Raw genomic sequence first — 24,832 nt, forward strand, 5'->3', positions numbered from 1 at the left:
GGGCTGAAGACGCGTTTGGCGATGGCGATCTGGTTCGGCGCCAGCGACCAGGCTCCCGAGCAGCCCATCAGGAAGGCATTGCGGAATTGCGCTTCGCAGGCGGCTTCGTCCTTGAGGTCGCCAAACGGGCCGTAGAATGAATGCAGCCCATGCGCCACGGCCGCATCGACCATACGAGCGATGGTGTAATGCCAGAGATCCTGCTGATAGAAAGCGCGCGTATCCTTGCCTTCTTCCTCGTCGACCAGTACACCGTAGCCGGGATGTCCGCCACCGACCCGCGTCGTCTTCATGCCGCGCGAAGCGGCCAGATCGGCCGGGCCGAGGCTCAGGCCATGCATGCGCGGGCTGGCACCGCAGATGGCTTCGACGTTGGTGACGCCCTGCGCCGTTTCAAGCAGGGCATGCAGCAGGATCGGCTTTTTGATTCCATATTTGGCTTCGAGCAGGGACACATACTGGTCAACGAAGTGAATATCCCACGGCCCCTCGACCTTGGGAATCATGATCACATCGACCTTGTTGCCGACGTGCTTGATGATCTCGCTCAAGTCATCGAGTATCCAGGGGCTGTTCAAGGCATTGACGCGTACCCACATCGCGGTGTCGCCGAAGTCGTTGTTGCTCAGCAACTCGATGAAGCCCGCACGCGCGGCGTCCTTGGATTCGATGGGGATGGCGTCTTCGAGGTTGCCGCACATCACATCGCATTGCTTGGCCGTCTCGGGGGCCTTGTTGCGGATCTTTTCGATATGCGGAGGGAAGAAATGGATCATCCGTTCCGGTCTCACCGGCAGTTCGCGCAGGGGTTGCGGTGCGCCGATGGCGAGTGGCTTGTAGAAATGAACGGGTAGCTTCATGGCATTTTCCTTTATCAGTGGAAGGCGGATGGATTTGACGGAAGTCAGGGTGCTGCTGAGTAGTGTAGTTCAGGTCGGGCCGGCAACGATGCCGTCATCGTGCAGACGACCGACTTCGGCTTCGCTCAAGCCGAGGATGTCGAGCAGAATCTGGTCGGTATGCTCCCCGAGTACCGGCGCCAGCTTCGCCGGCAGGCGGGGAACGTCCGTGAAATCAAGCGGTGTGGCCGGCGCCAGATACGATCCGATACCCGGTTGATCGACCATCGAGAACATCGGATTGTCAAGCGAGCAATCCGCATCCTTGGCAATGGCTTCGCGCACACCACGGTAGGGGCCCCAGGTAACCCGGTTGGCATCGAGAATACTCGCGGCTTCGGCCATTGTGCGGGCCTCGAACCATGGCTCCATGAGCGCGGCGATCTCCTGGCGGGCGCGAAACCGATTGCCTTCGTCGTTAAGGTCAAGGCCGAGCCGGATGCCGAGTTTCTTGATTGCGTTCTGCAGGCCGGTCGCCTTGGTCAGACAATGCCACTGCATGTCGGTCAGGCCGACGATCATCAGGCGTTTACCGTCCAGCGTTCTGAAGTCGCGCCCAAAGGAGCCATAGAGATAGTTGCCATACTTGGGCCGATCCGCATTATTGACCATCACTTCGGCCAGCAAGCCGAGATTGCCGAGCATCGCCAGTGCCACGTCTTTCAATGACAGACGAACCAGTTGCCCTTCGCCGGTAAGCCGTCGATGTCTTTCGGCGGCGAGCAGGCCGATGGCGATCATGTGACCGCTGGTGTAATCCCACGCCGGAAAAGCGTCGTTCACCACCTCCGACGAATTGATCGGCCCGTTCAAAAAGGGCAGGCCGACCTGTGGGTTAACGGTGTAATCGACCTCCGAACCGCCATCGCGACGACCAAGAAAGTTGATCATGATCAGATCCTGACGATGGGCTTTCAGCGTTTCATAACTGAGCCAGCCCTTGGCCGGGAAATTGGTGCTGAACAGGCCTCCATTTTCACCCGGGGCGCAGATCAGCCGGGTCAGCAACTCTTGACCTTCCGGCTTGCGAAAGTCGACGGCGATCGAGCGTTTACCCTTGTTCAGGCCAGCCCAGAACAGGCTGTGCTTGCCATCCAGGGTCAGCGGCCAGCGACTGTTGTCCAGCCCGCCGTCGAGCGGGTCGAAACGAATGACATCGGCACCGAGTTGCGCCAGAGTCATCCCGCCCAGTGGCGCAGCGACAAAGGCGGTGCCTTCGACAACACGCAAACCCTTGAGAATTCCTTCCATTTTGTCCACCCATCCCGTGTTGCGCTCAACTTGAGCGGTTTCAGATCACGCGCTTTTTGCGCAGCGCGTCAATCTCGTTCTGATTCATGCCGAGCAGACCGGAGAGTACTTCGTCCGTATGTTGCCCGAGCTTCGGTCCGAGGTGCCCGATGCGGCCCGGTGTGACCGACAGGCGTGGAATCACCGAGGGTACGATGACCGTCTCGCCGATGTCCGGCTCGTCGATGGCCACCAGATTGCGTCGCGAGTGAAACTGCCGGTCGCCGAAAACATCGGCAATGCTGTTCAGGGGGCCGGCCGGCGCACCCGCCGCAAAGCAGCGGGCAAGCAGTTCTTCACGCGTCAGCGAACCGCACCAGTCGCGAACGATTTCGTTGACATCGTGACGATGTTCCATGCGCACCTTCTGATCCCCATAGACGTGTGCAGCCGCCAGTTCGGGACGTCCCATGGCCATCGCCAGTCGTTCGAACAGTTTGTCGGTAACACACGAAATGGCCACCCACTTGCCGTTCTCCTTGGTCGGGAAATGGCCATGCGGACAGGCGAAATCGTTGTGTGTCGGTCCGTGCCGCTCGCGCACCGTTCCGTACATCCCATAGGCCGACGCCAGTTCGTCGGTGCAGCGAAACACCGATTCGTAGAGGGCGGCGTCGATATACTGGCCGCGTCCGCTGCGCTCGCGGTGGTGCAAAGCCATCAATATGCCGATGCAGCCATAGAGCCCGGTCAGGTAATCGCCGATAGTGGTCGACCCCGGAGTGACCGGTGTTCCTCTCGGCATACCCGAGAGAAAGGCAATGCCGCCGACCGCGTGCGCGACGCGGGCAAAACCGGGCCGGTCCTTGTAGGGGCCGGTCTGCCCGTAGCCGGTGACGCGCAGCATGATCAGACGCGGGTTGATTTCGTGCAAAACGTCCCAGCCAAGCCCCCATTTTTCAAGCGTGCCGGGCCGGAAGTTTTCGCACAGCACATCGGAGTTCTCGATCAGTTTCTTGAACAACTCGACGCCTTCGGGCAGGTGCAGGTCGAGTGTAACGGATTTCTTGTTGCGCGCTTCGCTCAGCCAGGCCAGCGTGTCCTTGCGTTTGGTCGGCGTGCCGAAGTAACGCATGGGATCGCCCCCTTTGGGGTTTTCGACCTTGATGACCTCGGCGCCAAATTCGCCGAGAATGCTGGCGCTGTAGGGCGCGGCGATGACCGTGGCGGCATCGATCACACGAATGCCGGCGAGCGGTAACTTTGTCTCTTTCTGTTCAGTGGTCATGTGGAGTCCTCGCAATGGCCTGTTCAGATGATCTTGCGTTGCCGCAAGCGCTGTATTTCCTGTGCCGAAATACCAAGCAGTTCGCGCAGGACTTCATAGGTCGCATTGCCGAGCGGCGGCCCGAGATTGGAGATCCTGCCCGGCGTCTCCGACAGCGTCGGTACGACACCTGGAATCACCACCTCGCCAAGCCCTTCCTCCCTGAGGTGGGCCAGGTTACCGCGCGCCAGAAAATGTTCGTCCACAAAGATGTCAGCGATGCTGTTGAGCTTGCCGATCGGCACTTCGCCATCAATGCACAGCGTCATGATCTCGTCGCGGGTCAGCGTTCCGACCCATTCGATGACGATCCGGTTGACCTCGTCGCGCGCGGCCAGGCGCTTGCGCTGATTGCCATAGCACTCGGCCGAAGCAAGTTCGGGTTTGCCCATGGCCGCAGCGATACGTTCGAACATCTTGTCCGTAGTGCAGGCGATGGCGACCCATTTGTCATCGACGGTTCGGAAATGTCCGTGTGGAACGGCAACGTAGCTGCCAGCACCTTCACGCTCGCGAACCTTGCCGAACAGGCCGTAAGCCGCAGCGATCTCGTCCATCTGGCGGAAAACGGCTTCGTAAATGCCGATGTCGATGATCTGTCCTTCTCCGCTTGCGTCCCGGTGACGCAATGCGATCAGGATGCCAATGGCGCCGTAGAGGCTGGACAGGTAGTCACCGAGCGGCGAGGTACCGGGCACCACCGGGGTTTCACCGGGGAAACCGGCGAGGTAGGAGAGGCCGGCGAAGCCATGGGCGATGTGCGCAAAACCCGAACGATTGCGATAGGGCCCGGTCTGCCCGTAGCCGGAGACGCGGAGCATCACCAGGCCAGGGTTGGCCTTGCTCAACTCGTCCCAACCGAGCCCCCATTCCTCCATCGTGCCGGGACGGAAGTTTTCGATCAGCACGTCGGACTTGGCAACCAGTTTCAGAAACAGTTCGACGCCTTCCTTCTGGCGCAGGTCGAGCGTCACCGATTTCTTGTTGCGACCTTCGCTGAGCCAGGCCAGCGTTGCGTCGTGGCGCTTCGATGCCGTTCCGAAGCGCCGCATCGGATCACCGTTGATTGGATGCTCGACCTTGAGAATCTCGGCACCGAACTCGCCAAGCATCGATGCCGCATAGGGACCAGCCAGAAAGGTGCCGACGTCGATGACGCGTACGCCGCTCATTGGCAGGTTTTCAGTATCGGGCATACGCTCCTGATCCGGGTCATCCTGCAGACACTGAGCGTTTGTGGATGAATCGCTGGCTGGCGTTGCCTCCGCCGTGGCCGTAGATCCTGACCTCAGCGGGTCGGAATCCGACGTACCTGCTCTTTTTTTCATAGCCAATCCTCCTAATAGCATACCCGTAAAATATATTTATTTATCATATTACGACAGATCCTTGCCGAAGCAAGTCGGGTAATATACAACAGAAAAGCTTAACGGCGCAAAAGCGGGGTGCTGCGCGATTCACACGATAATCTTGTGGCAACTTGAGTTTACCTGGCTGCTGTGCTGTACTTGCCGTAACGTCTCCAGTTAACCTGAAAGGATCAAGGCATGACCGACTCGACAACAGATTACGCCCAGTGGATAGGCCGCCGGGAGATCACCGAAGATGACCTGGGACTGGCGCCGGCGCTGGCGGCGGCGGCCATGCTCGACGATACGGTGACACGCTTCGAGAAAGGCAGTTCATTGCCGGCGTTGTGGCATTGGTTCTACTTTCTTCCGAAGGCGCCGCAAGCGCTGCTCGACGTCGACGGCCATCCGCAGCGCGGCGGCTTCATGCCACCGATTCCTTTCCCAAGACGGATGTTTGCCGGTGCGCGCATGCGCTTTCATCGCCCACTGGTCATCGGTCAACCGGCGCGCCGCGAAGCCGTGATTCGCGACATCCGCCAGAAGTCGGGTCGTTCAGGCTCGCTGGCTTTTGTCTCCGTAGTCTGCAGTTACTACCAGGATGACCTGCTGTGTATCGAGGAGGAACAGGACATCGTCTACCGTGAACCGGGTCCGGCGGTTGCCTGCCCGCGCGTGATCGAATGGCCGCCGTTACCCGACGGTGCCTGGTCACGCATCGTGACGCCAGACCCGAAACTGCTGTTCCGCTTTTCGGCGCTGACCTTCAATGCGCATCGGATTCATTACGACCGCCCCTATGCAACGCATGACGAAGGCTATCCGGGCCTGGTGGTGCATGGGCCGTTGACGGCCGTCCTGCTTATGGAAATGGTACGACACCATGTTGCTCGACCGGTGCTCGGATACAGCTTCCGAGGACTGGCACCGCTCTTCGACCTGGCTCCGTTTCGCCTCGTCGGCATAGCAGCAGATGATGGCCGGGTAAATCTGGAAGCGCAGGGACCGGATGGCACAGCAGCGATGAACGCCAGCGCCGAACTTGCGGTTTGATACCAATGTCGTGCCAACAAGCGTCGGGATGACACGCAATGGGCTTGATGATGTTGAGCAATGACGCTGAAATTGCACCGTCAGCCATTTTTGATCCTGAATTTCACAGAGTAACTTAAGCTGCAATGTGTTATGTTATATGTAATCAGAGTTAAACAAGCAGCTAAGCTAGCTGATCGTCATCGCATCGAATGCTCGCACTAAAAGGCGTAACAAGCTGTTCGGACTATCAAGCAAATCCGGACTGGCGGATACCAATCCTTCCAGCGAAAAAATTCGGACCTCTGCCCCGTGCAAACTTCTGACAATCCAAATATCGTCTGCCAACGCATCCGGCTCAGTGGTGTCGTTCAGGGTGTCGGCTTCCGGCCATTTGTCTGGCGGCTGGCCAAGGAGCTCGATCTTACCGGCTGGGTCAGAAAAGACTCGCATGGCCTGGAAATCGAAGTCTGCGGTGCGCTTGAACAAGTGCAAAATCTGCTTGAGCGGCTGAAAGAAGATGCTCCGGCAATGGCACGCATCGATTCTGTGAAGGCGCACGAGACCCAAGTGGAGTGTGTTGCCGAGGATTTCTATATCCTGAACAGCCGTGGTGGCCGGGCACCGGCAATGGTCGGGAACGACACGGCCGTCTGCCGCGATTGCCTGACGGAGATGTTCAGTCCGGCGAACCGGCGCTGGCGTTACGCGTTCGCCAGTTGCAAGAGTTGCGGCCCGCGTTACACGATTTGCCGCGCCTTGCCTTACACTCGCGAGCGAACGAGCCTCAAACCCTTTCCGCTCTGCCTGAAGTGTCAAATCGAGTCCCGGCAGACTGCAGATCGGCACCATCATAACGAAGCCAATTGTTGTCCGAAGTGCGGGCCGCAGCTTGCGCTGCTCGACGCCGAAGGCAGGCCTCTGCAAGGCGATCCGATTGCCCAGGCCTTGAGTCTTCTGGAGCAGGGGAAGATCGTCGCCATCAAGGGCCCGGGGGGCTTTCATCTGGCCTGCGACGCACGCAATGCCGTGGCTGTAGCCGTCTTGCGCGAGCGCAAACAGCGTGATCAGAGGCCGTTTGTCGTAATGCTGGCCAATGCCTCTTCCGCCAGCACCTTCGTTCATCTGGGCATTGGCGAACCGGGTCTGCTCGCTATCCCGGAGCGACCGATCATTTTGCTCAAAAAGCGCGCCACTTGCGATGCGGCGCTACCGGGAGTGACATCGGGGCTGGGTTGGCTGGGCGTCATGATGCCGTGCACGCCCTTGCAGTACCTGCTCTTCCATGAAGCGGCGGGTCGCCCGCAGGGTACGGGCTGGCTGGATCAGCCGCAGAAACTCGCACTGGTGATGACCGGCGCCGATCCCGGCGGCGAGCCATTGGTGATTGGCAACAACGAAGCCCTGCTGCGCCTGTCCGGCATCGCTGATGCCTTTCTCCTGCATGATCGCGAGATACAGGCTCGTTGCGACGACAGCATCGCGCGCTCAGGCCCCGGTGGGCTGCAACTTGTTCGCCGTGCGCGCGGCTATACGCCACGCGCGATCAAGTTGCCACGCTCCGGTCCGCCGGTACTGACGGTAGGCGGCTGGTTCAAGAACACGGTTTGCGTGACACGCGGCGATGAGGCCTTTGTTTCGCAACATATCGGTGATCTGGATAATGCGGCAGCGTGTGATTTTTTTGAAACCACTGTCGCCCGTCTGCTCAAATTTCTAGAGATCAAACCGGCGCTGGTCGCGCACGATCTGGATCGCAACTTCCACTCGACACGATATGCCCTGGAGTTTGCCCGTCATAGAGGGGTGCCGGCACTCGCCGTGCAGCATCAGCACGCCCACATCGCTTCTGTTCTGGCTGAACATCGGGTTGACGCCCCGGTTATCGGGCTGGCGCTTGATGGAATTGGCCTGGGGACGGATGGCGGCTGCTGGGGCGGCGAACTGATGCGCGTTGATGGAGCGCTAATGCAGCGTCTCGGCCATCTTGCGCCGATTCAGCTGACCGGCGACCAGGCGCTAAGAGAACCATGGCGACTGGCCGCAGCGGTGTTGCAGCAACTCGGGCGCGGCAAGGAAATCGGTCGGCGTTTTGCCAAACAGCGTTCTGCTGCCGCGGTCGAAAAACTACTCGTCAGTGGTGGCAACTGTCCTGCGACTTCGAGTCTTGGCTGTTACATCAATGCTGCAGCAGGTTTGCTCGGCGTCAAGTCCATGCTGACTTTTGATGGGCAGGCGGCTGAATTGCTCGAAGGAATGTCCGAACACTATGGCGATGTTTTGCCACTCAATGACGCCTGGACGATTGAAGATGGTGTTCTGAATCTGCTGCCCCTTTTCGCGGTTCTGGCCGATGAGAAAAATGCCGAGCGCGGTGCCGCCGTTTTTCATGCCACACTGATTGCCGCGCTGGCCGACTGGGTATGCGCCGTAGCACCGGTAAACACAACGGTAGTTGGCAGCGGCGGTTGTTTCCTAAATCTGGTGCTTGCCCGTGGCCTGCGTTCCCGACTTGGTGGTCATGGCCTGCACCTGATCGAGGCGCGCCACCTGCCGCCAAATGATGGCGGACTGGCGCTGGGTCAGGCGTGGGTTGCGCAGCAGTACCTGCTCGGGGGTAAAGCACCGCCTGGTTAATACTCGCTTCATCTCGTCACAATGCCGGGTTTGTAACCGAGCGCCAGATGAATTTTCTCGGCGACCTTCTCGGCATCGGCTCGGGTGGCGTAGGGGCCGAGTTGCACGCGGTGTATTCCGCCACCGGCATTGACCTGGATACCTTCACTGAGCCAGTCCAGTTCGCGCGACAAATGTGAGCGCAGACTTTCAGCATTGTCCACATTGGAAAAGGCGCCGAGCTGAAGGAAAATGCCTTTCCGAACGAGCGGTGTGGGGGCTGCAAGCGGCGTCTCGCTGACGGCCAGAGCTGCCGCCAGCAGTTCAATCTCGTCGCGTTCGGCGACAGGGGGGGCGGACTTGAGCGTCGCTGCCGGTGGTTTGACCTGGGCGTAGGTCAGCGTTGTTGCATCGTCGGGGAAAACAGCTTCAACTTCAACCGGTGTGCTGCCGTTGTTGATATAGCCAAGACGATGCGCAGCGGCGTAGGAGAGATCGATGATTCGATCGGCGTGGAAGGGGCCGCGATCCGTTACACGTACGACAACCGATTTTCCACTGCTGACATTGGTTACCCGCACATACGAGGGTATCGCCAGCGTCGGGTGCGCAGCGGTCATCGAGAACATGTCGTAAGGTTCGCCGATTGAGGTTTTCTGGCCGTGAAATTTTTTACCGTACCAACTGGCGATACCGCGCTGCTGGAAAGGCTTGAGGCTGGTATCCGGTACATACGACTTGCCGAGAACGACATAAGGCTTGTTGGCAAAACGATGCAAAGGTTCGCTACGTGGCTGAGCGTCAGGGATATCGTCCAGATTGTCCGGTATATCGTCTCCCGGACCGTCGTCCTTGTAATACCCGCCGCCGCGCTTTTGCGTCACCGCCGGCTTGCGCGCAGCGCCGGCCGGTGGTGTCAGCGGCCCGGCAGCGGGCCGGGCGCCATCGACGGGGCGCGGCGGCGAACCCCCACAGGCCCCCAGAAACAGAACCAGCGCCAGCGCAACCGGGCGTCCGCTCACCGTTCACTCCCCACACTTCCCTCCTTGTTACTTCTTGACCAGCATCCGGTGTGAGTGGATGCTCATGAGAATACCGAGACCAAGGAACAAGGTCACCAGGGCGGTACCACCATAGCTCATGAAAGGCAGCGGAACGCCAACCACCGGCAATATACCGCTGACCATTCCCATGTTTACAAATGCGTAGGTGAAAAAGCTGAGGGTGATTGAGCCGCCCAGAACTCGCGCAAAAAGCGTCGATGCGTTGGCTGTAATCATCAGGCCACGGGCAATCAGCATCAGATAGAGGAAAACCAGAATGCTGTTGCCCAGCAAGCCGCGTTCTTCCGAAAAAACGGCGAAAATGAAGTCGGTGTGACGTTCCGGGATGAATTCAAGGTGGGTTTGTGTACCCTCCAGCCAGCCCTTGCCGAATCCGCCACCGGAACCGATGGCAATTGTCGACTGAATGATGTGATAGCCCGAACCGAGCGGATCGCTCGTCGGGTCGATCAGTGTCAGTATTCGCTTGCGCTGGTAACCATGCAGCACGGTCCAGACAAAGGGCGCGGCACTTGCCCCCAAGACAATCATGCCGATGATCACCTTCCATGGCAGGCCGGCAAAGAAAATGACGTAAAAGCCCGCCGCGCCGACCAGGACAGCCGTTCCCAGGTCGGGCTGTTTGGCTATCAGGCCTAAGGGAACAATCAGCAACAGGCCGGCGATTGCAAAATGGCGAAACTTCAGGGCGGCTTCATATTTTTGGAAGTACCAGGCGAGCATCAGCGGCATTGCAATCTTGAGGATCTCGGACGGCTGGACTCGGGTGAAGCCGAGCGGCAACCAGCGCCGGGCTCCGTTGACCTTTACCCCCACCAAAAAAACCAGCACCAGCAGAATGACACCGAGAACATAGAGCGGGACAGCAAAGCGCATCAGCTTCTGTGGCGGCAGTTGAGCGACGGCCCACATCACGGCCAGTCCGACCAGCATGTTGAGCGACTGGCTGAGTGCGCGGTTGTTGGCGTCGTAGGTCGCGCTATAGACTGTAGCCAGGCCGAAACTCATCAAGGCCAGGGCAATCACCAGCAAGGGGCCGTCAATATGAGCGACCAGGCGTTCCCTGAAACGTTGAATTAATTGCAGGAACACGAGCTATTCCTCCACGTCCTCTTCCGGCGTCTCGTCTTCCTTCGCCGGCCCCTTGGGCAGTTTGCCCAGCAGGTAATAGTCGAGTACCATGCGCGCGATCGGCGCAGCGGACTGGGCGCCAAAGCCGCCATTCTCGACCAGCACGGCGAGGGCGATTTTGGGATGATCGGCCGGCGCAAAGGCTATGAACAGTGCGTGATCGCGCAATTCCTGCTTGAGCTTGCCGCCTTTGTAGTCGGCGCCTTTCAGGCTGAACAACTGCGCCGTGCCTGTCTTGCCCCCTGATTCATAGGCGGCACCGGCAAAAGCGCGGGCCCCGGTTCCTTCCTTATTGACTCCAATCATCGCCTTTTTTATCGTTTCGATATTCTGCGGTTTCCACGCCAGTGTGCGTAAAGGTTCCGGTTCGATCAGGGTCTTTTCGCCGGTCCGGGTATCAGTGATGTACTTGACGAGATGCGGGCGGAAAATCACTCCGTTGTTGGCCAAGGCCGCCACCGCCTGCGCCAGTTGCATCGGTGTGTAAGCGTTATAACCCTGACCGATGCCGACCGAGATGGTTTCGCCGGCAAACCATTTCTGCTGTTCCGGGCGCTTGAAGCGGCGTTTCTTCCATTCCTGCGAAGGCAACACGCCTTCCGACTCGCCTTCGATGTCGATGCCGGTGCGGCTGCCAAGACCCAAGCTGCCCATGAAGCGCGCGATGTTGTCGATTCCCATATCGTTGGCCAGCATGTAGTAGTAGGTGTCACACGAGGCAACGATCGACTTGTACATATCGACCGTTCCGTGACCGCCCTTCTTGTCGTCGCGGAAATGGTGGCCGCCGAAATTGAAGAAGCCGGGATCGAAGATGGTCTGACCCGGCGTACGCTTGCCGAGTTCAAGTGCGGCCAGTGCCATGAAGGGTTTGAAAGTTGAGCCTGGTGGATAGGCGCCGTTCAGAGCCCGATTGACCATCGGTCGATCAGGTGAATTGTTGAGCAGATCCCAGTCTTCTGTGCGGATACCGTCGACAAATAGATTCGGGTCGAAGGTGGGCGTGGACACCAGCGCAAGAATTCCGCCGGTGGACGGCTCGATGGCGACCAGTGCGCCGCGCCGCTCGCCAAAAGCCTTTTCGGTAATCTCCTGCAAACGCGCGTCAAGGGTCAAGGTCAGGTTGTTACCCGAAACCGGAGCGGTACGCGACAGGCTACGAACTGCCCGCCCACCGGAATCGATCTCGACTTCCTCATAACCAGTCTCGCCGTGCAAATCGAATTCGTATTTCTGTTCAAGGCCGGTTTTTCCGATATGGTCGGTACCCTTGTAATTGGCTAACTGATCTTTCTTCTCAATGATTTCAAGATCGGTCTTGTTGATACGATTGATATAGCCCAAAGCGTGCGAGGCCATCGAGCCCAGCGGGTACTGCCGGAAAAGACGCGCCTTGACTTCAACGCCTGGGAAGAGATAGCGATTCGCGGCAAAACGGGCGACCTCCTCGTCGCTCAATCGCGAACGAATCGGCAGGCTCTCAAACGTCTTGCTTTCTTCGAGCATCCTGCGAAAACGCCGTCGATCCTTGGGCAGAATTTCGATGAGTTTGCCGAGACCGTCAATCGTGGCATCAAGATCCTCGATCTTGGACGGCGTGATTTCGAGGGTAAATGCCGAGTAATTCCGCGCCAGAATCGTTCCGTTACGATCAAGGATGACGCCACGGTTCGGTGTGATCGGAACCAGTGAGATGCGATTGTCCTCGGCTCGCGTGGTGTAATAGTCGTGCTGAATGACTTGCAGATAGAAAAAACGTCCGATCAGGATGGCAAACGCCAGCACCACGGCACCCGCCGCAAAGGCAATGCGGAAGCGGAAGCGATCAAGATCACTATCCTGTGTATGAAATGACGAGTGCCGCTTGTACAAGGCAAGTGTCCTCAGATTGGCCGATTGGCGTCACGGTCTACCGGCTGATACTGGGGCAGAAGCAGTGCGAAGGTCAGGGGCAACCACAACAGGGCGCCAAAGAACGGTCCGACAAAATAGCTCAATCCGGGAGAGTCGGCACCCGGCATGACGCGAACAGCGAACTGCACAAGCTGCACCATCAACAACAGGGGCAGGATATGCAAGGCCTGCTGGCCGAGCGGAAACCACAGGATGCGGCGCGACAGCGAGGTGGCCGCGTAGGACGCCAGAACATAAGCCAGCGCATGCTGCCCGAGCAGACTTGAATCGGCAACGTCCATGGTCAATCCGAGAATGAAGCCGGTTCCCATGCCCACGTGGCGTGGTTCACGAATGCTCCAGAAGATGATGAGTAAAGCCACCCAATCAGGCATCCATGGCCAGGCTGTGGTCGGAAAAAAGTTGAAGACCAGCGCGGTCGCCAGACTGATCAGGACAAACCAGGGGCGGACCGGCTGCAGAATGCGTGATGAGGAGTAAGTGGGTTGCATGGGCTATTCTCTTTTCAGTCGTTTTTTCTTTGCCCCGGATTTGGCAGACGGTTTGGCGCCACCGGCAGCGGCTTCGCTGGTCAATTGTGCGGGCAACGGGATCGTCTCGCGGGGATCCAGCACCATGACGTCGCCGAAGTTTTCAACGCCGGCGACGGGTACGCAGTAAATGCGTGCGAAGGAATACGAGGTGTCACGTTCGATATGCACGACTTTGGCCACCGGGAGTCCGGGCAGAAAGATGCCGTCCAGTCCTGAAGTCACCAGCAGATCGCCGTTCTGCACATCGGCATTGGCCGGCATATAGCGTAGTTCGAGTTGGCCATTGCCCAGCCCGAAAACAACCGAGCGCAGCCCGTTGCGAACAATTTGAACGGGCACGGCCTGATCCTTGTCGGTAATCAACGTGATCTCCGAAACGAAGGGGAAGACCCGCGTCACCTGGCCAACGACACCGGCATCATCGACCACCGGTTGTCCGGCAACGATTTTGTCCTGCTGGCCTTTGTCGACGATGATCCGACGCGAAAAGGGATCGCGTGCCGCATAAAGGATTTGTGTTACCCGCCCATTCGTTTTTTGCCGTCCCTTGATGTCAAGCAGCTTGCGCAGACGCTCGTTCTCCACTTCAAGCTGTTGGGTGCGCAATAGTGTCTCGGCACCGTCCAGTTGCGCGCGTTTCAGGCGGGCATTCTCATCCTGAAAGCGGTTGATGCCGGAAAAATAATTTCCGGCATTCTGGAGAAGCTCGACCGGAGCCTGTGCCGCCTTTTGTATGGGATGCGTAAACAGCGATACCCCCTGCCTCAGCAGCTCAAGGGTCTGAAAACGGGAATCGATGAAAATCAGCGCCAGCGAAAGCGCGGCATAGAACGACAAGCGCGCCAGCGGTGCCGGTCCACGTTTGAAAAATGGTGGCGGTTGATGATCCATGATTCAGGCAGGAGTGAGGAGTGAGGAATGCGGAACCAGCATGCGGGCTCCACAACTGGCGTTTGCCTTGCCGACCGGAATTAGCGGACACGAATTCAGTGTAAAACAGGCAAGGGTTTTACTTCTCAATCCTCACCCCTCACCCCTCACGGAATTTCAGTCCGATGTGAAGATGCTGCCGAGCTTGTCCATCCTCTCGAGCGCCATACCACAACCGCGGGCCACACAGGTCAATGGTTCTTCGGCGACGATCACCGGAAGACCGGTTTCTTCCATCAGCAAGCGGTCAATATCGCGCAGCAGCGCACCACCGCCGGTCAGCACCATGCCCTTGTCGGCGATATCGGCGCCAAGTTCAGGCGGCGTTTTCTCAAGCGCCGACTTTACCGCCGAAACGATATTGTTGAGTGGCTCGGTGAGCGCTTCGAGAATTTCGTTCGATGAAATGGTGAACTTGCGCGGAATGCCTTCGGCCTTGTTGATTCCCGAGACTTCCATCTCGCGCACTTCGGCACCCGGAAAAGCCGAGCCGATGCGCTTCTTGATGTTCTCGGCGGTATTCTCGCCAATCAGCATGCCATAGTTGCGGCTGATGTAATTGATGATCGCTTCATCGAGCTTGTCGCCGCCGACGCGTACCGAACCAGCATAGACCATGCCGCCGAGGGAAATGACGCCGACCTCGGTCGTTCCGCCGCCGATGTCGACGACCATCGATCCGGTCGGTTCGGAAACCGGCAAATCGGCACCAATCGCTGCCGCCATCGGTTCCTCGATCAAAAATACCTGACTGGCACCTGCACCGATCGCCGATTCGCGTATGGCGCGACGTTCAACTTGCGTCGACCCCGAGGGCACACAGATAATAATGCGCGGACTTGGCGACAGCAGTCGAGAATCATGCACCTTGCGGATGAACTGCTTGAGCATCTGTTCGGTCACGGTAAAGTCGGCGATCACACCGTCCTTCATCGGACGGATGACCGTAATGGCACCCGGTGCCTTGCCAAGCATGTTCTTGGCGCTCAGGCCGACAGCCTGGATGGTCTTTTTGGCGTTGGGGCCGCCTTCCATGCGGATTGCAACAACCGAGGGTTCGTCGAGAACGATTCCTTTGCCGCGAACGTAGATCAACGTGTTGGCGGTACCCAGATCGATGGCCAGATCGTTGGAGAAATAACTGCGAAGAAAACTGAACATGCGTGAATATCCCTTAAAGCTCCGCAGGGGCTGCGGCGAATAAAGTATTTATGATACCTTATATGGCTCTTCGTTTTAATACCTTACTGATTGCCTAGCCATGTCGCTTACCCTGGAACAGGTCCGACGCGTCGCCCACCTCGCCCGGATCGAAGTCAGTGATGCCGAGGCGGAAGCCACGCTCGGCCACCTGAACGGAATATTCACCCTGATCGAAGCGATGCAGGCGGTCGATACCCGGGGCGTCGAGCCGATGGCTCACGCTCAGGATCTCGCCCAGCGCCTGCGCCCTGATTGCGTTACCGAGGAAAACCGCCGCGCGGACTTTCAGGCCATCGCCCCGGAAACCGAAGCCGGTCTCTACCTCGTGCCGAAGGTGATCGAATGATCGAGCACAGCGTTTCGGCTCTCTCGCAGGCATTGGCGGCCAGGAAAATATCCAGCGTCGAACTGACACAGCTCTATCTCGAGCGGATCGCCCGCCACAACCCGACAATCAACGCCTTTATTACTGTCGATGCGGAAAAGAGCCTGGCTCAGGCCAGGGCCGCCGACCAATTACGCAGCATCGGTCAGGCCGGGCCGCTGACCGGCATCCCGCTGGCGCAGAAGGACATTTTCTGCACCAGGGGCTGGCTGACCACCTGCGGTTCGAAGATACTCGGCAATTTCATCAGCCCCTATGATGCTTGCGTCATCGAGCACTTCAATTCTGCCGGAGCCGTCATTCTCGGCAAGACAAACATGGACGAGTTTGCCATGGGCTCGTCGAACGAAACCTCCTACTACGGTGCGGTGAACAACCCCTGGGACATGGAACGTGTTCCCGGCGGCTCATCGGGTGGGTCGGCGGCGGCAGTTGCCGCCCGGCTCGCCCCGGCCGCCACCGGTACCGACACCGGGGGTTCGATCCGCCAGCCGGCGGCGCTGTGCAACCTGACCGGCCTGAAGCCCACCTACGGCGTCGTTTCGCGCTACGGCATGATCGCCTTCGCCTCCTCTCTCGACCAGGCCGGTCCGATGGCACGCTCGGCCGAAGACTGCGCACTGCTGCTCAACGCCATGGCCGGATTTGACGAACGCGATTCGACCAGCCTCGACCGCCCGCGCGAAGACTTCAGTGCGCAATTGAACGCGGCGACGGGTGAAAAGCCCCTCGCCGGGCTTAAAATCGGCCTGCCGAAAGAGTTTTTCGGTGCCGACGAACGATCGGGTTGCTCGCCTGAAGTCATGCAACTGGTTGAAGCCGCCCTCGCCGAATACCGCAAGCTGGGTGCCGAAACGGTAGACATCAGCCTGCCGAACATGAAGCTTTCAGTGCCGGCTTACTACGTGATTGCACCAGCCGAGGCCAGCTCGAATCTCTCGCGCTTTGACGGCGTGCGTTACGGTTATCGCGCTCCCGAGTACGGCGACCTCAACGAAATGTACGCCAGGAGCCGGGCGCAAGGCTTTGGCGCCGAGGTCAAGCGACGCATCCTGATCGGCACCTACGTGCTTTCGCACGGCTATTACGACGCCTACTACCTGCAGGCGCAACGCATCCGTCGCCTGATCGCCAGCGACTTCGTTGCCGCTTTCAGGCAGTGCGACGTAATCATGGGACCGACCAGCCCGAGCACCGCGTTCAAGCTGGGTGAAAAGGCTGCCGATCCAGTGCAGATGTATCTCTCGGACATTTACACGATTGCCGTCAACCTCGCCGGACTGCCGGGGATGTCGATCCCCTGTGGCTTCTCCAGAGGTTTGCCGGCGGGTCTGCAACTGATTGGTAATTACTTCAGCGAAGCCAGACTGCTCAACATAGCGCACCGCTACCAGGGGGTAACGGACTGGCATCTCCGGCATCCGGCAGGAATTGACTGGGTACATTGATGAGATTGATTCATGCCTTGCCTCTGGTTTTGCTGCTCGGTGCCTGCGCCACCCCAGAACCAAAGCCTGTTCCGGGTGATCCGCCAGCGAGCGCCACCAGCCCTGAGCCGGAACGGATCAAGTCGCAGCCGCTCAAGCACCTGATCGGCCGTACGCTTAAACCGATCCCGGACAGGGCGCTGGAGGTACGCGCCAAGTGCGGTTTCCGCAATCTGTCCGGCGGCAGAGGAATGCTGGATTTGCAGGTGGCAAAGGCCGAGGTCAAGCGTTTTAGCGCCGAGGTGGACATCCCCAAACAGGGTCTGTGCCGCTTTGACATGAAGAATTTTCAGCAGACCGCCATGCTGCCGAATGTCGTGTTGACTGATGCTGCGAGTGGCTGCGTGGTGCACATGTGGGAGCAGGAGAAAAGCGTTACCGTCGCTTTTAGCGCCTGCCAGTCGATGTGTGGTGGCGATGCTTTCAGTTATCTCTGGCCGATTGTGGTTGATACCCGAAAGGGTAGCTGTTCTTGACAAATGAGTAAAACGCAATGAAACAATGGGAAGTCGTAATCGGCATCGAGACTCATGCACAACTCGCGACCCGCTCGAAGATTTTCTCCGGCAGTTCGATTGCTTTCGGTGCACAACCCAACGTCCAGGCCAATGCGGTTGATATCGCTTTACCCGGCGTATTGCCGGTGTTGAACAAGGGCGCCGTCGAATGTGCCATACGCTTCGGGCTGGCGGTTGGCGGGCAGATCGCGCCGAAATCGGTCTTTGCGCGCAAGAATTATTTCTATCCCGATCTGCCCAAGGGCTATCAGATCAGCCAGTACGAGTTACCGGTGGTGCTTGGCGGACAAGTCACGATTCAGATGGGTCAGGGTGACCGCCTCACGGAAAAGACCATCAAGCTGACGCGCGCCCACCTTGAGGAAGACGCCGGCAAGTCCCTGCATGAGGATTTTCACGGCAAGACGGGCATCGACCTCAACCGTGCCGGAACGCCGCTACTCGAAATCGTTACCGAACCCGACATGCGCTCCTCTGCCGAAGCCGTGGCTTACGCCAAGACACTCCATGCGCTGGTGCGCTGGATCGGTATCTGCGACGGCAACATGCAGGAAGGTTCATTCCGCTGCGACGCCAATGTCTCGGTTCGTCCGCTCGGGCAAATGGAACTGGGTACCCGGCGCGAGATCAAGAACCTCAACTCCTTCCGTTTCATGCAACAGGCCATCGACTACGAAGTGCAGTGGCAGATCGCCACAATAGAAGACGGCGGCCGCATCGAACAGGCTACCGTGCTATTCGACCCAGACAGCGGCGAAACGCGCGCGATGCGCTCCAAGGAGGATGCGCACGACTACCGCTACTTTCCCGATCCCGACCTGTTACCCTTGATCATTGACCGCGAGTGGGTCGAATCAAGCCGGGCAAACATGCCGGAGCTGCCCCTTGCCAAGCGGGACCGTTTTGTTACCGACTATGCATTATCGGCCTATGATGCGACGGCTTTAACGGCCTCGCTGGATATTGCAGATTACTACGAAGCGGCCATTGCCGTTGCCGGGAAGGCAAGCGCCAAGCCTTGCGCCAACTGGGTAACGGTCGATCTGGCCGCACGCTTGAACAAGGAAGGCAAGGAAATCGGCGAATCTCCGGTATCTGCGCTGCAACTCGGCGGTCTGGTCGGGCGTATTGTCGACAACACGATTTCAAACAATATCGCCAAAAAGGTCTTTGAAGTATTGTGGAACGGCGAGTGTGGCTCGGCTGATGAGATCATCGATAAACAGGGTCTACGGCAGATCACTGACAGTGGCGCCATCGAGTCACTGCTCGACGGAGTACTGACAGCCAACGCAGCGATGGTTGCCGAGTTCAGGGCGGGCAAGGAAAAAGCCTTCAACGCGCTGGTCGGTCAGGCCATGAAAGCGACGAAAGGTAAAGCCAATCCGCAGCAGGTCAACGAACTGCTGCGCAAGAAACTCGGTCAGCAATAAACCCCCACGGATCAACAAGACCTCAGCGTGCCGACGTGTTGCGCCGGGCGATCTCCTGGTAGCGACGGAGATCCTCGTCGTATTTGATACGGATCAAATCAAGTTCCTTCTTCTTCGATTCGATCAGGTATTCCTGCGCCTTGATCTCATAGTCCGCGTCGCGCAACCCTTTTTGAACTTCAGGCGGTATTTTTTTCTTTTTGTAGAACTCGGCCTCGTTCTCGAAAACCTTGCGCTCTGTACGAATTTCGACGATTTTGGTCTCGGCCGCATTGATCGACTTTTGCACATCGGCCAAGGCGCGCAAGCGCATCATTTCGATGTCTTTCTCGCTGCCGTAGGTGTTGAGCAGAGCCTGTTCCTTGCGCTGTTTCTCCCTGAGGATCTCTGCTTCCACCTTGCGCTGCGCTTCTTCAGCGCTCCGTGCGGCTCGCTGTTCAGCGGTCAATGGCGCTTCGATGGTGCGCAGTGTCTGACCAGAAGGGCCAAGCTCACGATAGGCGCGCCCATAGCATGACTGAGGCAACAAGTCGCCACACATCTGCTTGCCGTTGGCGTCGACGCAGCAATAAAAATTGCCGGTCGCCATGGCCGGACCACCGAGTCCCAGCACGATAGCCAGTACCGGAAACCTAGAGAGAGTATGCAACGCCATACTCCTGCCGATAGCGCGTTACCGCAGACTGATACTCCTTGAAATCCGGGCGTTCGCGAAGAAAGGCCAGCAAATCGTCGAGTGTGGCAACCGCCAGTACCGGGATGCCATATTCCTGCTCGACTTCCTGTACCGCTGACAACTTGCCGCTACCGTGCTCCATGCGATCGAGTGCGATGACCACGCCACAGGGCGTGGCCCCTGCCGCACGGATCAATTCAATGGATTCACGCACCGAGGTACCGGCGGAAATGACATCGTCGATAATCAGCACACGCCCCCTGAGCGGCGCACCGATGATACTTCCGCCCTCGCCATGATCCTTGGTTTCCTTGCGATTGTAGGCGAAGGGCAGATTGAGCCCGGCACGAGCCAGTGCCAGCGCGCTCACGGCCACCAGGGGAATGCCTTTATAGGCCGGCCCGAACAGCATGTCGATGGCCATGCCGCTGGCGAGGATGGTCCTGGCGTAATATTGTGACAGTTGATCCAGCGCTTCTCCGTCATTGAACAGGCCGGCGTTGAAGAAGTACGGGGACAGCCGTCCCGCCTTGGTCTTGAATTCGCCAAAACGCAAAACGTTGTGCCCCAGGGCAAACCCGATGAATTCCTGACGAAAGTCCATAACAAGCGTTGTTTATCCTGAAAACCAATTCCAGCAAGGATTCACTATGTTACGCATCATTTCCCTAAATCTCAACGGCATTCGTTCAGCGTACAGTAAAGGCGTTTTGCCCTGGATCGCGGCACAGAATGCCGATGTCGTCTGCCTGCAGGAACTCAAGGCACAATATGCCGACCTCACAGACGAAATGAAGTACCCGGCCGGTCTGCACGCCTACTACCACTGCGCCGAAAAGAAAGGCTATAGCGGTGTTGGCCTGTGGTGCCGGCAAAAGCCCGACGCCGTGATCGAAGGCACGGGCAACGCCGAATTCGACGCCGAAGCGCGTTATCTGCGCGCCGACTTTGGTCAACTCTCGGTGATCTCGCTGTATCTGCCTTCCGGTTCGAGTTCGCCGGAACGGCAGCAGGCCAAATTCCGTTTCATGACCGTTTTTTACCCCCATCTCGTCGAACTGGCAAAGAGCGAGCGCGATGTCGTGATCTGCGGCGACTGGAACATCGCACATCAGGAAATCGATCTCAGGAACTGGAAAGGCAACCGCAAGAATTCCGGTTTTCTGCCCGAAGAACGTGCCTGGGTCAGCCGTGTTCTCGAGGAAGGCGGCTGGTGCGACGTGTATCGTAGGCTCCACCCGGCAACGAGCGACGAGTGCTACACTTGGTGGTCAAATCGAGGCCAGGCATGGGCCAAGAACGTTGGCTGGCGGCTGGATTATCAACTTGCAACTCCAGCTCTCGCCGCTACGGCTCGTGCGGCCACCGTTTTCAAGGCACAACGGTTTTCCGATCACGCGCCGCTGACAATCGATTACGAGCTTGTGTAGTGTCCAGGATTCAAGATACACGGAACGATTGATTCGCCATATTCACGTTCGTCATCGCTGCGAAAATCTTCAGAAGATCTCTATTAACAGGGTTGTGCGGGCCGATTACCGCAAGCAGCAGGATGCCTGACCATTTCCCGGAAGACAAGAGGAACTTAGGATCCTGCTTGAGCCGGGCTATACCTTAATCATGGGTTCAGGAGGTCAGCTTCGAACAGGCCTGCCCTGCCATGGCACCCATAAATTCAACCCCCAACGGCTACGCGACCGGCAAGTTGTAAACCAATCACCTCGATTTGTATTGACCCTGGCCTAGCACCATCAAACTTCGCATTGATCTATTGACGCAAATTGGATAACCTGAGAGAGATGGTTCGCTAACTCCCTATTGTTTCGTTCCATATTTTGTGTTCATCCCTACTAACGCGATGAGGTGTGCTATGTCTGAAGTTACCGATCTGTCCAACAGCAGCAAACAAAAACTAGTCTCCGACATGAAAATTGTTGTTTCCGACGCCGAGGAAATCCTGCGCGCTACCGCTGGTGTAGCCGGTGAAAAAATGGTCGACTTGCGCGAACGCATCAGTGAGCGTCTGCGCGATGCCAAGCTGCGCATTGCCGATGCCGAAGCGGCGCTAGTCGACAAAACCAAGGCCGCCGCTCGTGCGACCGACGATTACGTCAACGAAAATCCCTGGCAGGCTGTCGGCATCGCCGCCGGCATCGGTCTTCTGATCGGCATAATCATCGGTCGCCGTTAAGCGGCGCACTGCACTATGAGCAACAGCCAAGGCGGCGAGAACAGTCGGCTGTTCGCCGCCCTGAAAAACATCGCTGTTACGCTGCTGGCGAGCGGTAAGACTCGGCTTGAACTTCTCGGAAACGAAATCGAGGAGGAGAAGCTGCGTGCCATCAATCTGCTTCTCATGGCACAGGGAATGGTTTTTTGTTTCGGTGTCGGCACGCTGCTCACCGTCGCCTTTTTCACCGTACTGTATTGGGACAACCGGCTGTTCGTACTTTGTGCCTCTGCCGGCCTCTTCCTGGTACTCGGTGGCGTTTTTTTCGCCCTGTTCAAGCGCTTGACAACCCGGCCGGAGAAAGTCTTTGCCTCCAGTATTGCCGAGCTCAAGGAAGATCTGCGCCAGTTGAAAGCGGTAGTCGGCCATGAATCACCGGCTGAATGACCTGCACCTTCGGCGTGGCCGCTTGCTCGAGCGCATCGCCAACCAGCGTGCAACGCTGGGCCGGGAAGCGCAGCCCGTGCGCTCCTCGCTATATACAGCGGATCGCCTGCTGGCCATCGTGTGCGTCGGTGTTGATCAGGTAAAGCGACACCCCGGCCTTGCTACGCTGGCGGTTGCCGCATTTTTCATCGCCAGACCCAGGCGCATCTGGCGCTGGAGCAAACGCGCTTTCTTTGCCTGGCAAACCTGGCGGGCAGTGCGCAATAAATTGTTGGTGTTGGGACTGCGTTCCGGATCGTGAGCGACGAGGAAAAATTCAAGTCAGCGCCATGACGCCGGTGCGTTCTTCGCTGGCGCTGGTGCTCGTTTTCTGTAGTGCCGAAACACTCACGATGGCTGGCTTTGCGCTGGTGCCTTCTCTGCTGCCGCAATTTACCGCGCACTGGGAATTGTCGGCGACGGAAGGAGGCTGGCTGGGCGGCATCTTTTTTCTCGGCTACATCCTTGCGGTGCCCATGCTCGTCAGTCTTACCGATCGCCTGGATGCGCGGCGGGTCTATCTCGCATGCGCCGCCTTGAGTGGCTTGGCGCTGGCCGGCTTTGCCCTTTTTGCACGCAGTTTCGAAGCGGCGCTGTTCTGGTGGTGGCTGGCCGGACTGGGCCTGGCCGGCACCTATATGCCCGGGCTGAAAGCGCTGACCGACCGCCTGCCGGTCAGCTCACAATCGCGCGGAACGGCTTTTTATACCGCGACTTTCGGTGTCGGCGCCGGGCTTTCCTACCTCTGGGTTGAATTCACACAATCCTTTTTTGCGTGGCCGGTGCTGTTCGGCATCGCTGCACTCTGTGCCGCAGTGGCTGTTGTGCTTGTCTGCTTCGGGGTTGCCGGAGGAGAAGCGGCGCCGGTGATCCACATCGCGCATGATCGTTGGTCGAGTGTGCTGAGAAACCGGCGCATACTGGCTTTCTGCGGCGCTTACTTCGGCCATAACTGGGAGCTTTTCGGCTTTCGTAGCTGGCTGGTTGCCTACCTGACGTGGACGCATGCGACTACCCCGGATGCATGGACGGCCATGCCCGGGCTGATCGCCGCCCTGGCCACCTTTCTTGCCGTTCCGTCCAGCATCCTCGGTAACGAAGGTGCGCAACGCTGGGGACGCCGTCGCTGGTTGACTTCGGTCATGCCGCTGTCGGGCGGACTAGCTCTGCTGGTCGCGGTGGCGGGCGGTCAGGCCGCATCGCTGCTGGTGCCTTTGCTTCTCGTCTACGCGGCAAGCATGAACCTCGATTCGGCAGCACTCACGGCCGGCCTGCTCACCGAAACAGCGCCGGAACTGCGCGGCACGGCGCTGGCGTTTTATTCAACGATCGGTTTTGCCGGAGGCTTTGTCGGTCCGGTCGTATTTGGCATGGCGCTTGACGCCTTTGGTCGCGCCAGCCAGGCCGGCTGGGCGGCAGGCTTTGTCACTCTGGCAGCGGGGGTGGGTTTCGGACGCTGGGCAATTGGACGGATCAAGCCGTCCCCACAATAGATGCCTGAACGGGATCCATGCGCTACCGATCCGACTTCCAGCAGGCAAGCCACGCCAGCCAGGAACTTCTGACAAAGGTCTTCCGAATCAACATTTTAATGTTGCGGTCGGATTGCCAGCCGTAATCAGAAGGTATCTAAGGCGAACTTGATGATCAGCGCACTGACGACAAACAGAAAAACCTGCCGTACAAATCCGCTACCATGACGGAGCGCGAGTTGGGTACCGATGACCGAGCCAAATATATTGAAGATCGCCATGACCAGCGCCACCAGGGGCAAGTAGAAACCGTTGGGAATGAAGAATCCGATGGCCGCCAGATTGGTTGCCACGTTGACTACTTTTGATGCGGCCGAGGCATGCAGGAAATCAAAGCCGAAGAAGCGGACAAACAGGAAAATCAGGAAACTCCCCGTCCCGGGACCAAAGAATCCATCGTAGAAACCGATCGCTCCACCGACAATCAGTGCGTAGACCAGTTCATGGCGCCCGGCGTGTTGTGGTCGGTGCAGCGCACCGAAATCCTTGCGCCAGAAAGTATAGGCGGCAGATGCAACGAGCATGACCAGAATCAGCGGACGCAGCAGGTCGCGCGGCAGCCAGGCCACCGCCATTGCCCCCAGAAAGGAAAACGCGAACGCTGCCGTGGCCGCCGGAAGCGTCGTTCGCCAGGGCATGCTCACCCGACGCGAATAACGCCAGGCGGCATTCGCCGTGCCAAAAACACTGGCGATCTTGTTCGTACCAAAGAGTGTGGCCGGCAACTCCTTCGGCAGCATGGTAAATAAGGCGGGGATCTGGATCAGACCGCCTCCGCCAACCATCGAATCGATAAAACCCGCAAACAAGGCCGCACACGAAATGACGGCCAGCAGGGAATAGTCAATGCTCACGGACTCAATACGAAGCTAGCGAACAGGCGCGAATCCGCGCCGTTGCTTGGTTGATCGGGTTCC

General features: G+C 58.4%; 24 protein-coding genes. 11 read left to right on the top strand and 13 right to left on the bottom strand.

Annotation, left to right across the window (positions count from 1 at the left end; genetic code table 11):
* The 4 genes from JNM42_RS17665 to JNM42_RS17680 all read right to left on the bottom strand — a co-directional run.
* A partial coding sequence (locus JNM42_RS17665) for a CoA ester lyase (protein ID WP_294273330.1) occupies positions 1-860 on the bottom strand: 860 nt, incomplete at its 3' end.
* A gap of 69 nt (positions 861-929) precedes the next feature.
* Positions 930-2,150: a 2-methylfumaryl-CoA isomerase gene (locus JNM42_RS17670; protein ID WP_294273333.1), complete on the bottom strand. Its 1,221-nt coding sequence runs from the start codon at positions 2,148-2,150 to the stop codon at positions 930-932.
* Positions 2,151-2,190: 40 nt separating this feature from the next.
* Entirely contained in the window at positions 2,191-3,417 is a 1,227-nt protein-coding gene (locus JNM42_RS17675; RefSeq protein ID WP_294273335.1) for a CoA transferase, read from the bottom strand.
* 23 nt (positions 3,418-3,440) lie between these two features.
* Positions 3,441-4,652 carry a CaiB/BaiF CoA-transferase family protein gene (locus JNM42_RS17680; protein WP_294273338.1) on the bottom strand — a complete coding sequence of 404 codons (1,212 nt, stop codon included), beginning with the start codon at positions 4,650-4,652 and terminating at the stop codon, positions 3,441-3,443.
* A gap of 351 nt (positions 4,653-5,003) precedes the next feature.
* Here JNM42_RS17680 and JNM42_RS17685 point away from each other — a divergent pair, with 351 nt between their 5' ends.
* On the top strand, positions 5,004-5,858 hold the full coding sequence (locus JNM42_RS17685) for a MaoC family dehydratase N-terminal domain-containing protein (RefSeq protein WP_294273341.1): 855 nt from the start codon (positions 5,004-5,006) through the stop codon (positions 5,856-5,858).
* A gap of 291 nt (positions 5,859-6,149) precedes the next feature.
* A complete protein-coding gene (gene hypF, locus JNM42_RS17690) occupies positions 6,150-8,474 on the top strand; it encodes a carbamoyltransferase HypF (protein WP_294273345.1) in 2,325 nt (774 codons plus the stop codon).
* A gap of 8 nt (positions 8,475-8,482) precedes the next feature.
* Here hypF and JNM42_RS17695 read toward each other — a convergent pair whose 3' ends face one another.
* The 6 genes from JNM42_RS17695 to JNM42_RS17720 all read right to left on the bottom strand — a co-directional run bounded on the left by JNM42_RS17695 (position 8,483) and on the right by JNM42_RS17720 (position 15,186).
* Positions 8,483-9,475, bottom strand: a complete 993-nt coding sequence (locus JNM42_RS17695; protein WP_294273347.1) for a septal ring lytic transglycosylase RlpA family protein — start codon at positions 9,473-9,475, stop codon at positions 8,483-8,485.
* Positions 9,476-9,502: 27 nt separating this feature from the next.
* A complete protein-coding gene (gene rodA, locus JNM42_RS17700) occupies positions 9,503-10,603 on the bottom strand; it encodes a rod shape-determining protein RodA (RefSeq protein ID WP_294273435.1) in 1,101 nt (366 codons plus the stop codon).
* Positions 10,604-10,612: 9 nt separating this feature from the next.
* Positions 10,613-12,520 carry a penicillin-binding protein 2 gene (mrdA, locus tag JNM42_RS17705; RefSeq protein WP_294273350.1) on the bottom strand — a complete coding sequence of 636 codons (1,908 nt, stop codon included), beginning with the start codon at positions 12,518-12,520 and terminating at the stop codon, positions 10,613-10,615.
* An 11-nt stretch (positions 12,521-12,531) separates the two neighbouring features.
* Positions 12,532-13,053 carry a rod shape-determining protein MreD gene (gene mreD, locus JNM42_RS17710; protein WP_294273353.1) on the bottom strand — a complete coding sequence of 174 codons (522 nt, stop codon included), beginning with the start codon at positions 13,051-13,053 and terminating at the stop codon, positions 12,532-12,534.
* Positions 13,054-13,056: 3 nt separating this feature from the next.
* Positions 13,057-13,986 carry a rod shape-determining protein MreC gene (gene mreC / locus JNM42_RS17715; RefSeq protein WP_294273356.1) on the bottom strand — a complete coding sequence of 310 codons (930 nt, stop codon included), beginning with the start codon at positions 13,984-13,986 and terminating at the stop codon, positions 13,057-13,059.
* A 156-nt stretch (positions 13,987-14,142) separates the two neighbouring features.
* A complete protein-coding gene (locus JNM42_RS17720) occupies positions 14,143-15,186 on the bottom strand; it encodes a rod shape-determining protein (protein WP_294273359.1) in 1,044 nt (347 codons plus the stop codon).
* 100 nt (positions 15,187-15,286) lie between these two features.
* Here JNM42_RS17720 and gatC point away from each other — a divergent pair, with 100 nt between their 5' ends.
* The 4 genes from gatC to gatB are packed head-to-tail and all read left to right on the top strand — an operon-like array spanning position 15,287 to position 19,051.
* Complete coding sequence (gene gatC / locus JNM42_RS17725; protein WP_294273361.1) at positions 15,287-15,574, top strand: Asp-tRNA(Asn)/Glu-tRNA(Gln) amidotransferase subunit GatC; 288 nt, start codon at positions 15,287-15,289, stop codon at positions 15,572-15,574.
* On the top strand, positions 15,571-17,061 hold the full coding sequence (gene gatA / locus JNM42_RS17730) for an Asp-tRNA(Asn)/Glu-tRNA(Gln) amidotransferase subunit GatA (RefSeq protein ID WP_294273362.1): 1,491 nt from the start codon (positions 15,571-15,573) through the stop codon (positions 17,059-17,061). Before gatC ends, gatA begins: the two co-directional genes overlap by 4 nt.
* On the top strand, positions 17,061-17,576 hold the full coding sequence (locus JNM42_RS17735) for a hypothetical protein (protein ID WP_294273365.1): 516 nt from the start codon (positions 17,061-17,063) through the stop codon (positions 17,574-17,576). The genes gatA and JNM42_RS17735 overlap by 1 nt, the downstream gene beginning before the upstream one ends.
* Positions 17,577-17,593: 17 nt before the next feature.
* Positions 17,594-19,051 carry an Asp-tRNA(Asn)/Glu-tRNA(Gln) amidotransferase subunit GatB gene (gatB, locus tag JNM42_RS17740; protein WP_294273368.1) on the top strand — a complete coding sequence of 486 codons (1,458 nt, stop codon included), beginning with the start codon at positions 17,594-17,596 and terminating at the stop codon, positions 19,049-19,051.
* 22 nt (positions 19,052-19,073) lie between these two features.
* Here gatB and JNM42_RS17745 read toward each other — a convergent pair whose 3' ends face one another.
* The gene (locus tag JNM42_RS17745) at positions 19,074-19,700 is read right to left on the bottom strand and encodes a hypothetical protein (protein ID WP_294273371.1); all 627 of its coding nucleotides are present in this window, start codon (positions 19,698-19,700) and stop codon (positions 19,074-19,076) included.
* Complete coding sequence (gene pyrE, locus JNM42_RS17750) at positions 19,684-20,331, bottom strand: orotate phosphoribosyltransferase (protein ID WP_294273374.1); 648 nt, start codon at positions 20,329-20,331, stop codon at positions 19,684-19,686. The genes JNM42_RS17745 and pyrE overlap by 17 nt, the downstream gene beginning before the upstream one ends.
* Positions 20,332-20,377: 46 nt before the next feature.
* On the opposite strand from pyrE, the gene JNM42_RS17755 reads away from it, so the two are divergent.
* From JNM42_RS17755 to JNM42_RS17775, 5 genes are all read left to right on the top strand, one after another.
* Positions 20,378-21,157 (top strand): exodeoxyribonuclease III, encoded by a 780-nt coding sequence (locus JNM42_RS17755; protein WP_294273377.1) that lies wholly within the window; start codon positions 20,378-20,380, stop codon positions 21,155-21,157.
* A gap of 440 nt (positions 21,158-21,597) precedes the next feature.
* The gene (locus JNM42_RS17760; RefSeq protein WP_294273379.1) at positions 21,598-21,918 is read left to right on the top strand and encodes a DUF883 family protein; all 321 of its coding nucleotides are present in this window, start codon (positions 21,598-21,600) and stop codon (positions 21,916-21,918) included.
* Positions 21,919-21,933: 15 nt separating this feature from the next.
* Complete coding sequence (locus JNM42_RS17765) at positions 21,934-22,344, top strand: phage holin family protein (RefSeq protein WP_294273382.1); 411 nt, start codon at positions 21,934-21,936, stop codon at positions 22,342-22,344.
* Entirely contained in the window at positions 22,325-22,645 is a 321-nt protein-coding gene (locus tag JNM42_RS17770; protein ID WP_294273384.1) for a YqjK-like family protein, read from the top strand. The genes JNM42_RS17765 and JNM42_RS17770 overlap by 20 nt, the downstream gene beginning before the upstream one ends.
* A 28-nt stretch (positions 22,646-22,673) precedes the next feature.
* On the top strand, positions 22,674-23,876 hold the full coding sequence (locus JNM42_RS17775) for an MFS transporter (RefSeq protein ID WP_294273388.1): 1,203 nt from the start codon (positions 22,674-22,676) through the stop codon (positions 23,874-23,876).
* A gap of 125 nt (positions 23,877-24,001) precedes the next feature.
* Here JNM42_RS17775 and JNM42_RS17780 read toward each other — a convergent pair whose 3' ends face one another.
* A complete protein-coding gene (locus tag JNM42_RS17780) occupies positions 24,002-24,769 on the bottom strand; it encodes a TSUP family transporter (RefSeq protein ID WP_294273390.1) in 768 nt (255 codons plus the stop codon).
* Positions 24,770-24,832: the final 63 nt, after the last annotated feature.

It is taken from the genome of Propionivibrio sp. (assembly GCF_016790145.1).
Taxonomy (GTDB): Bacteria; Pseudomonadota; Gammaproteobacteria; order Burkholderiales; family Rhodocyclaceae; genus Propionivibrio.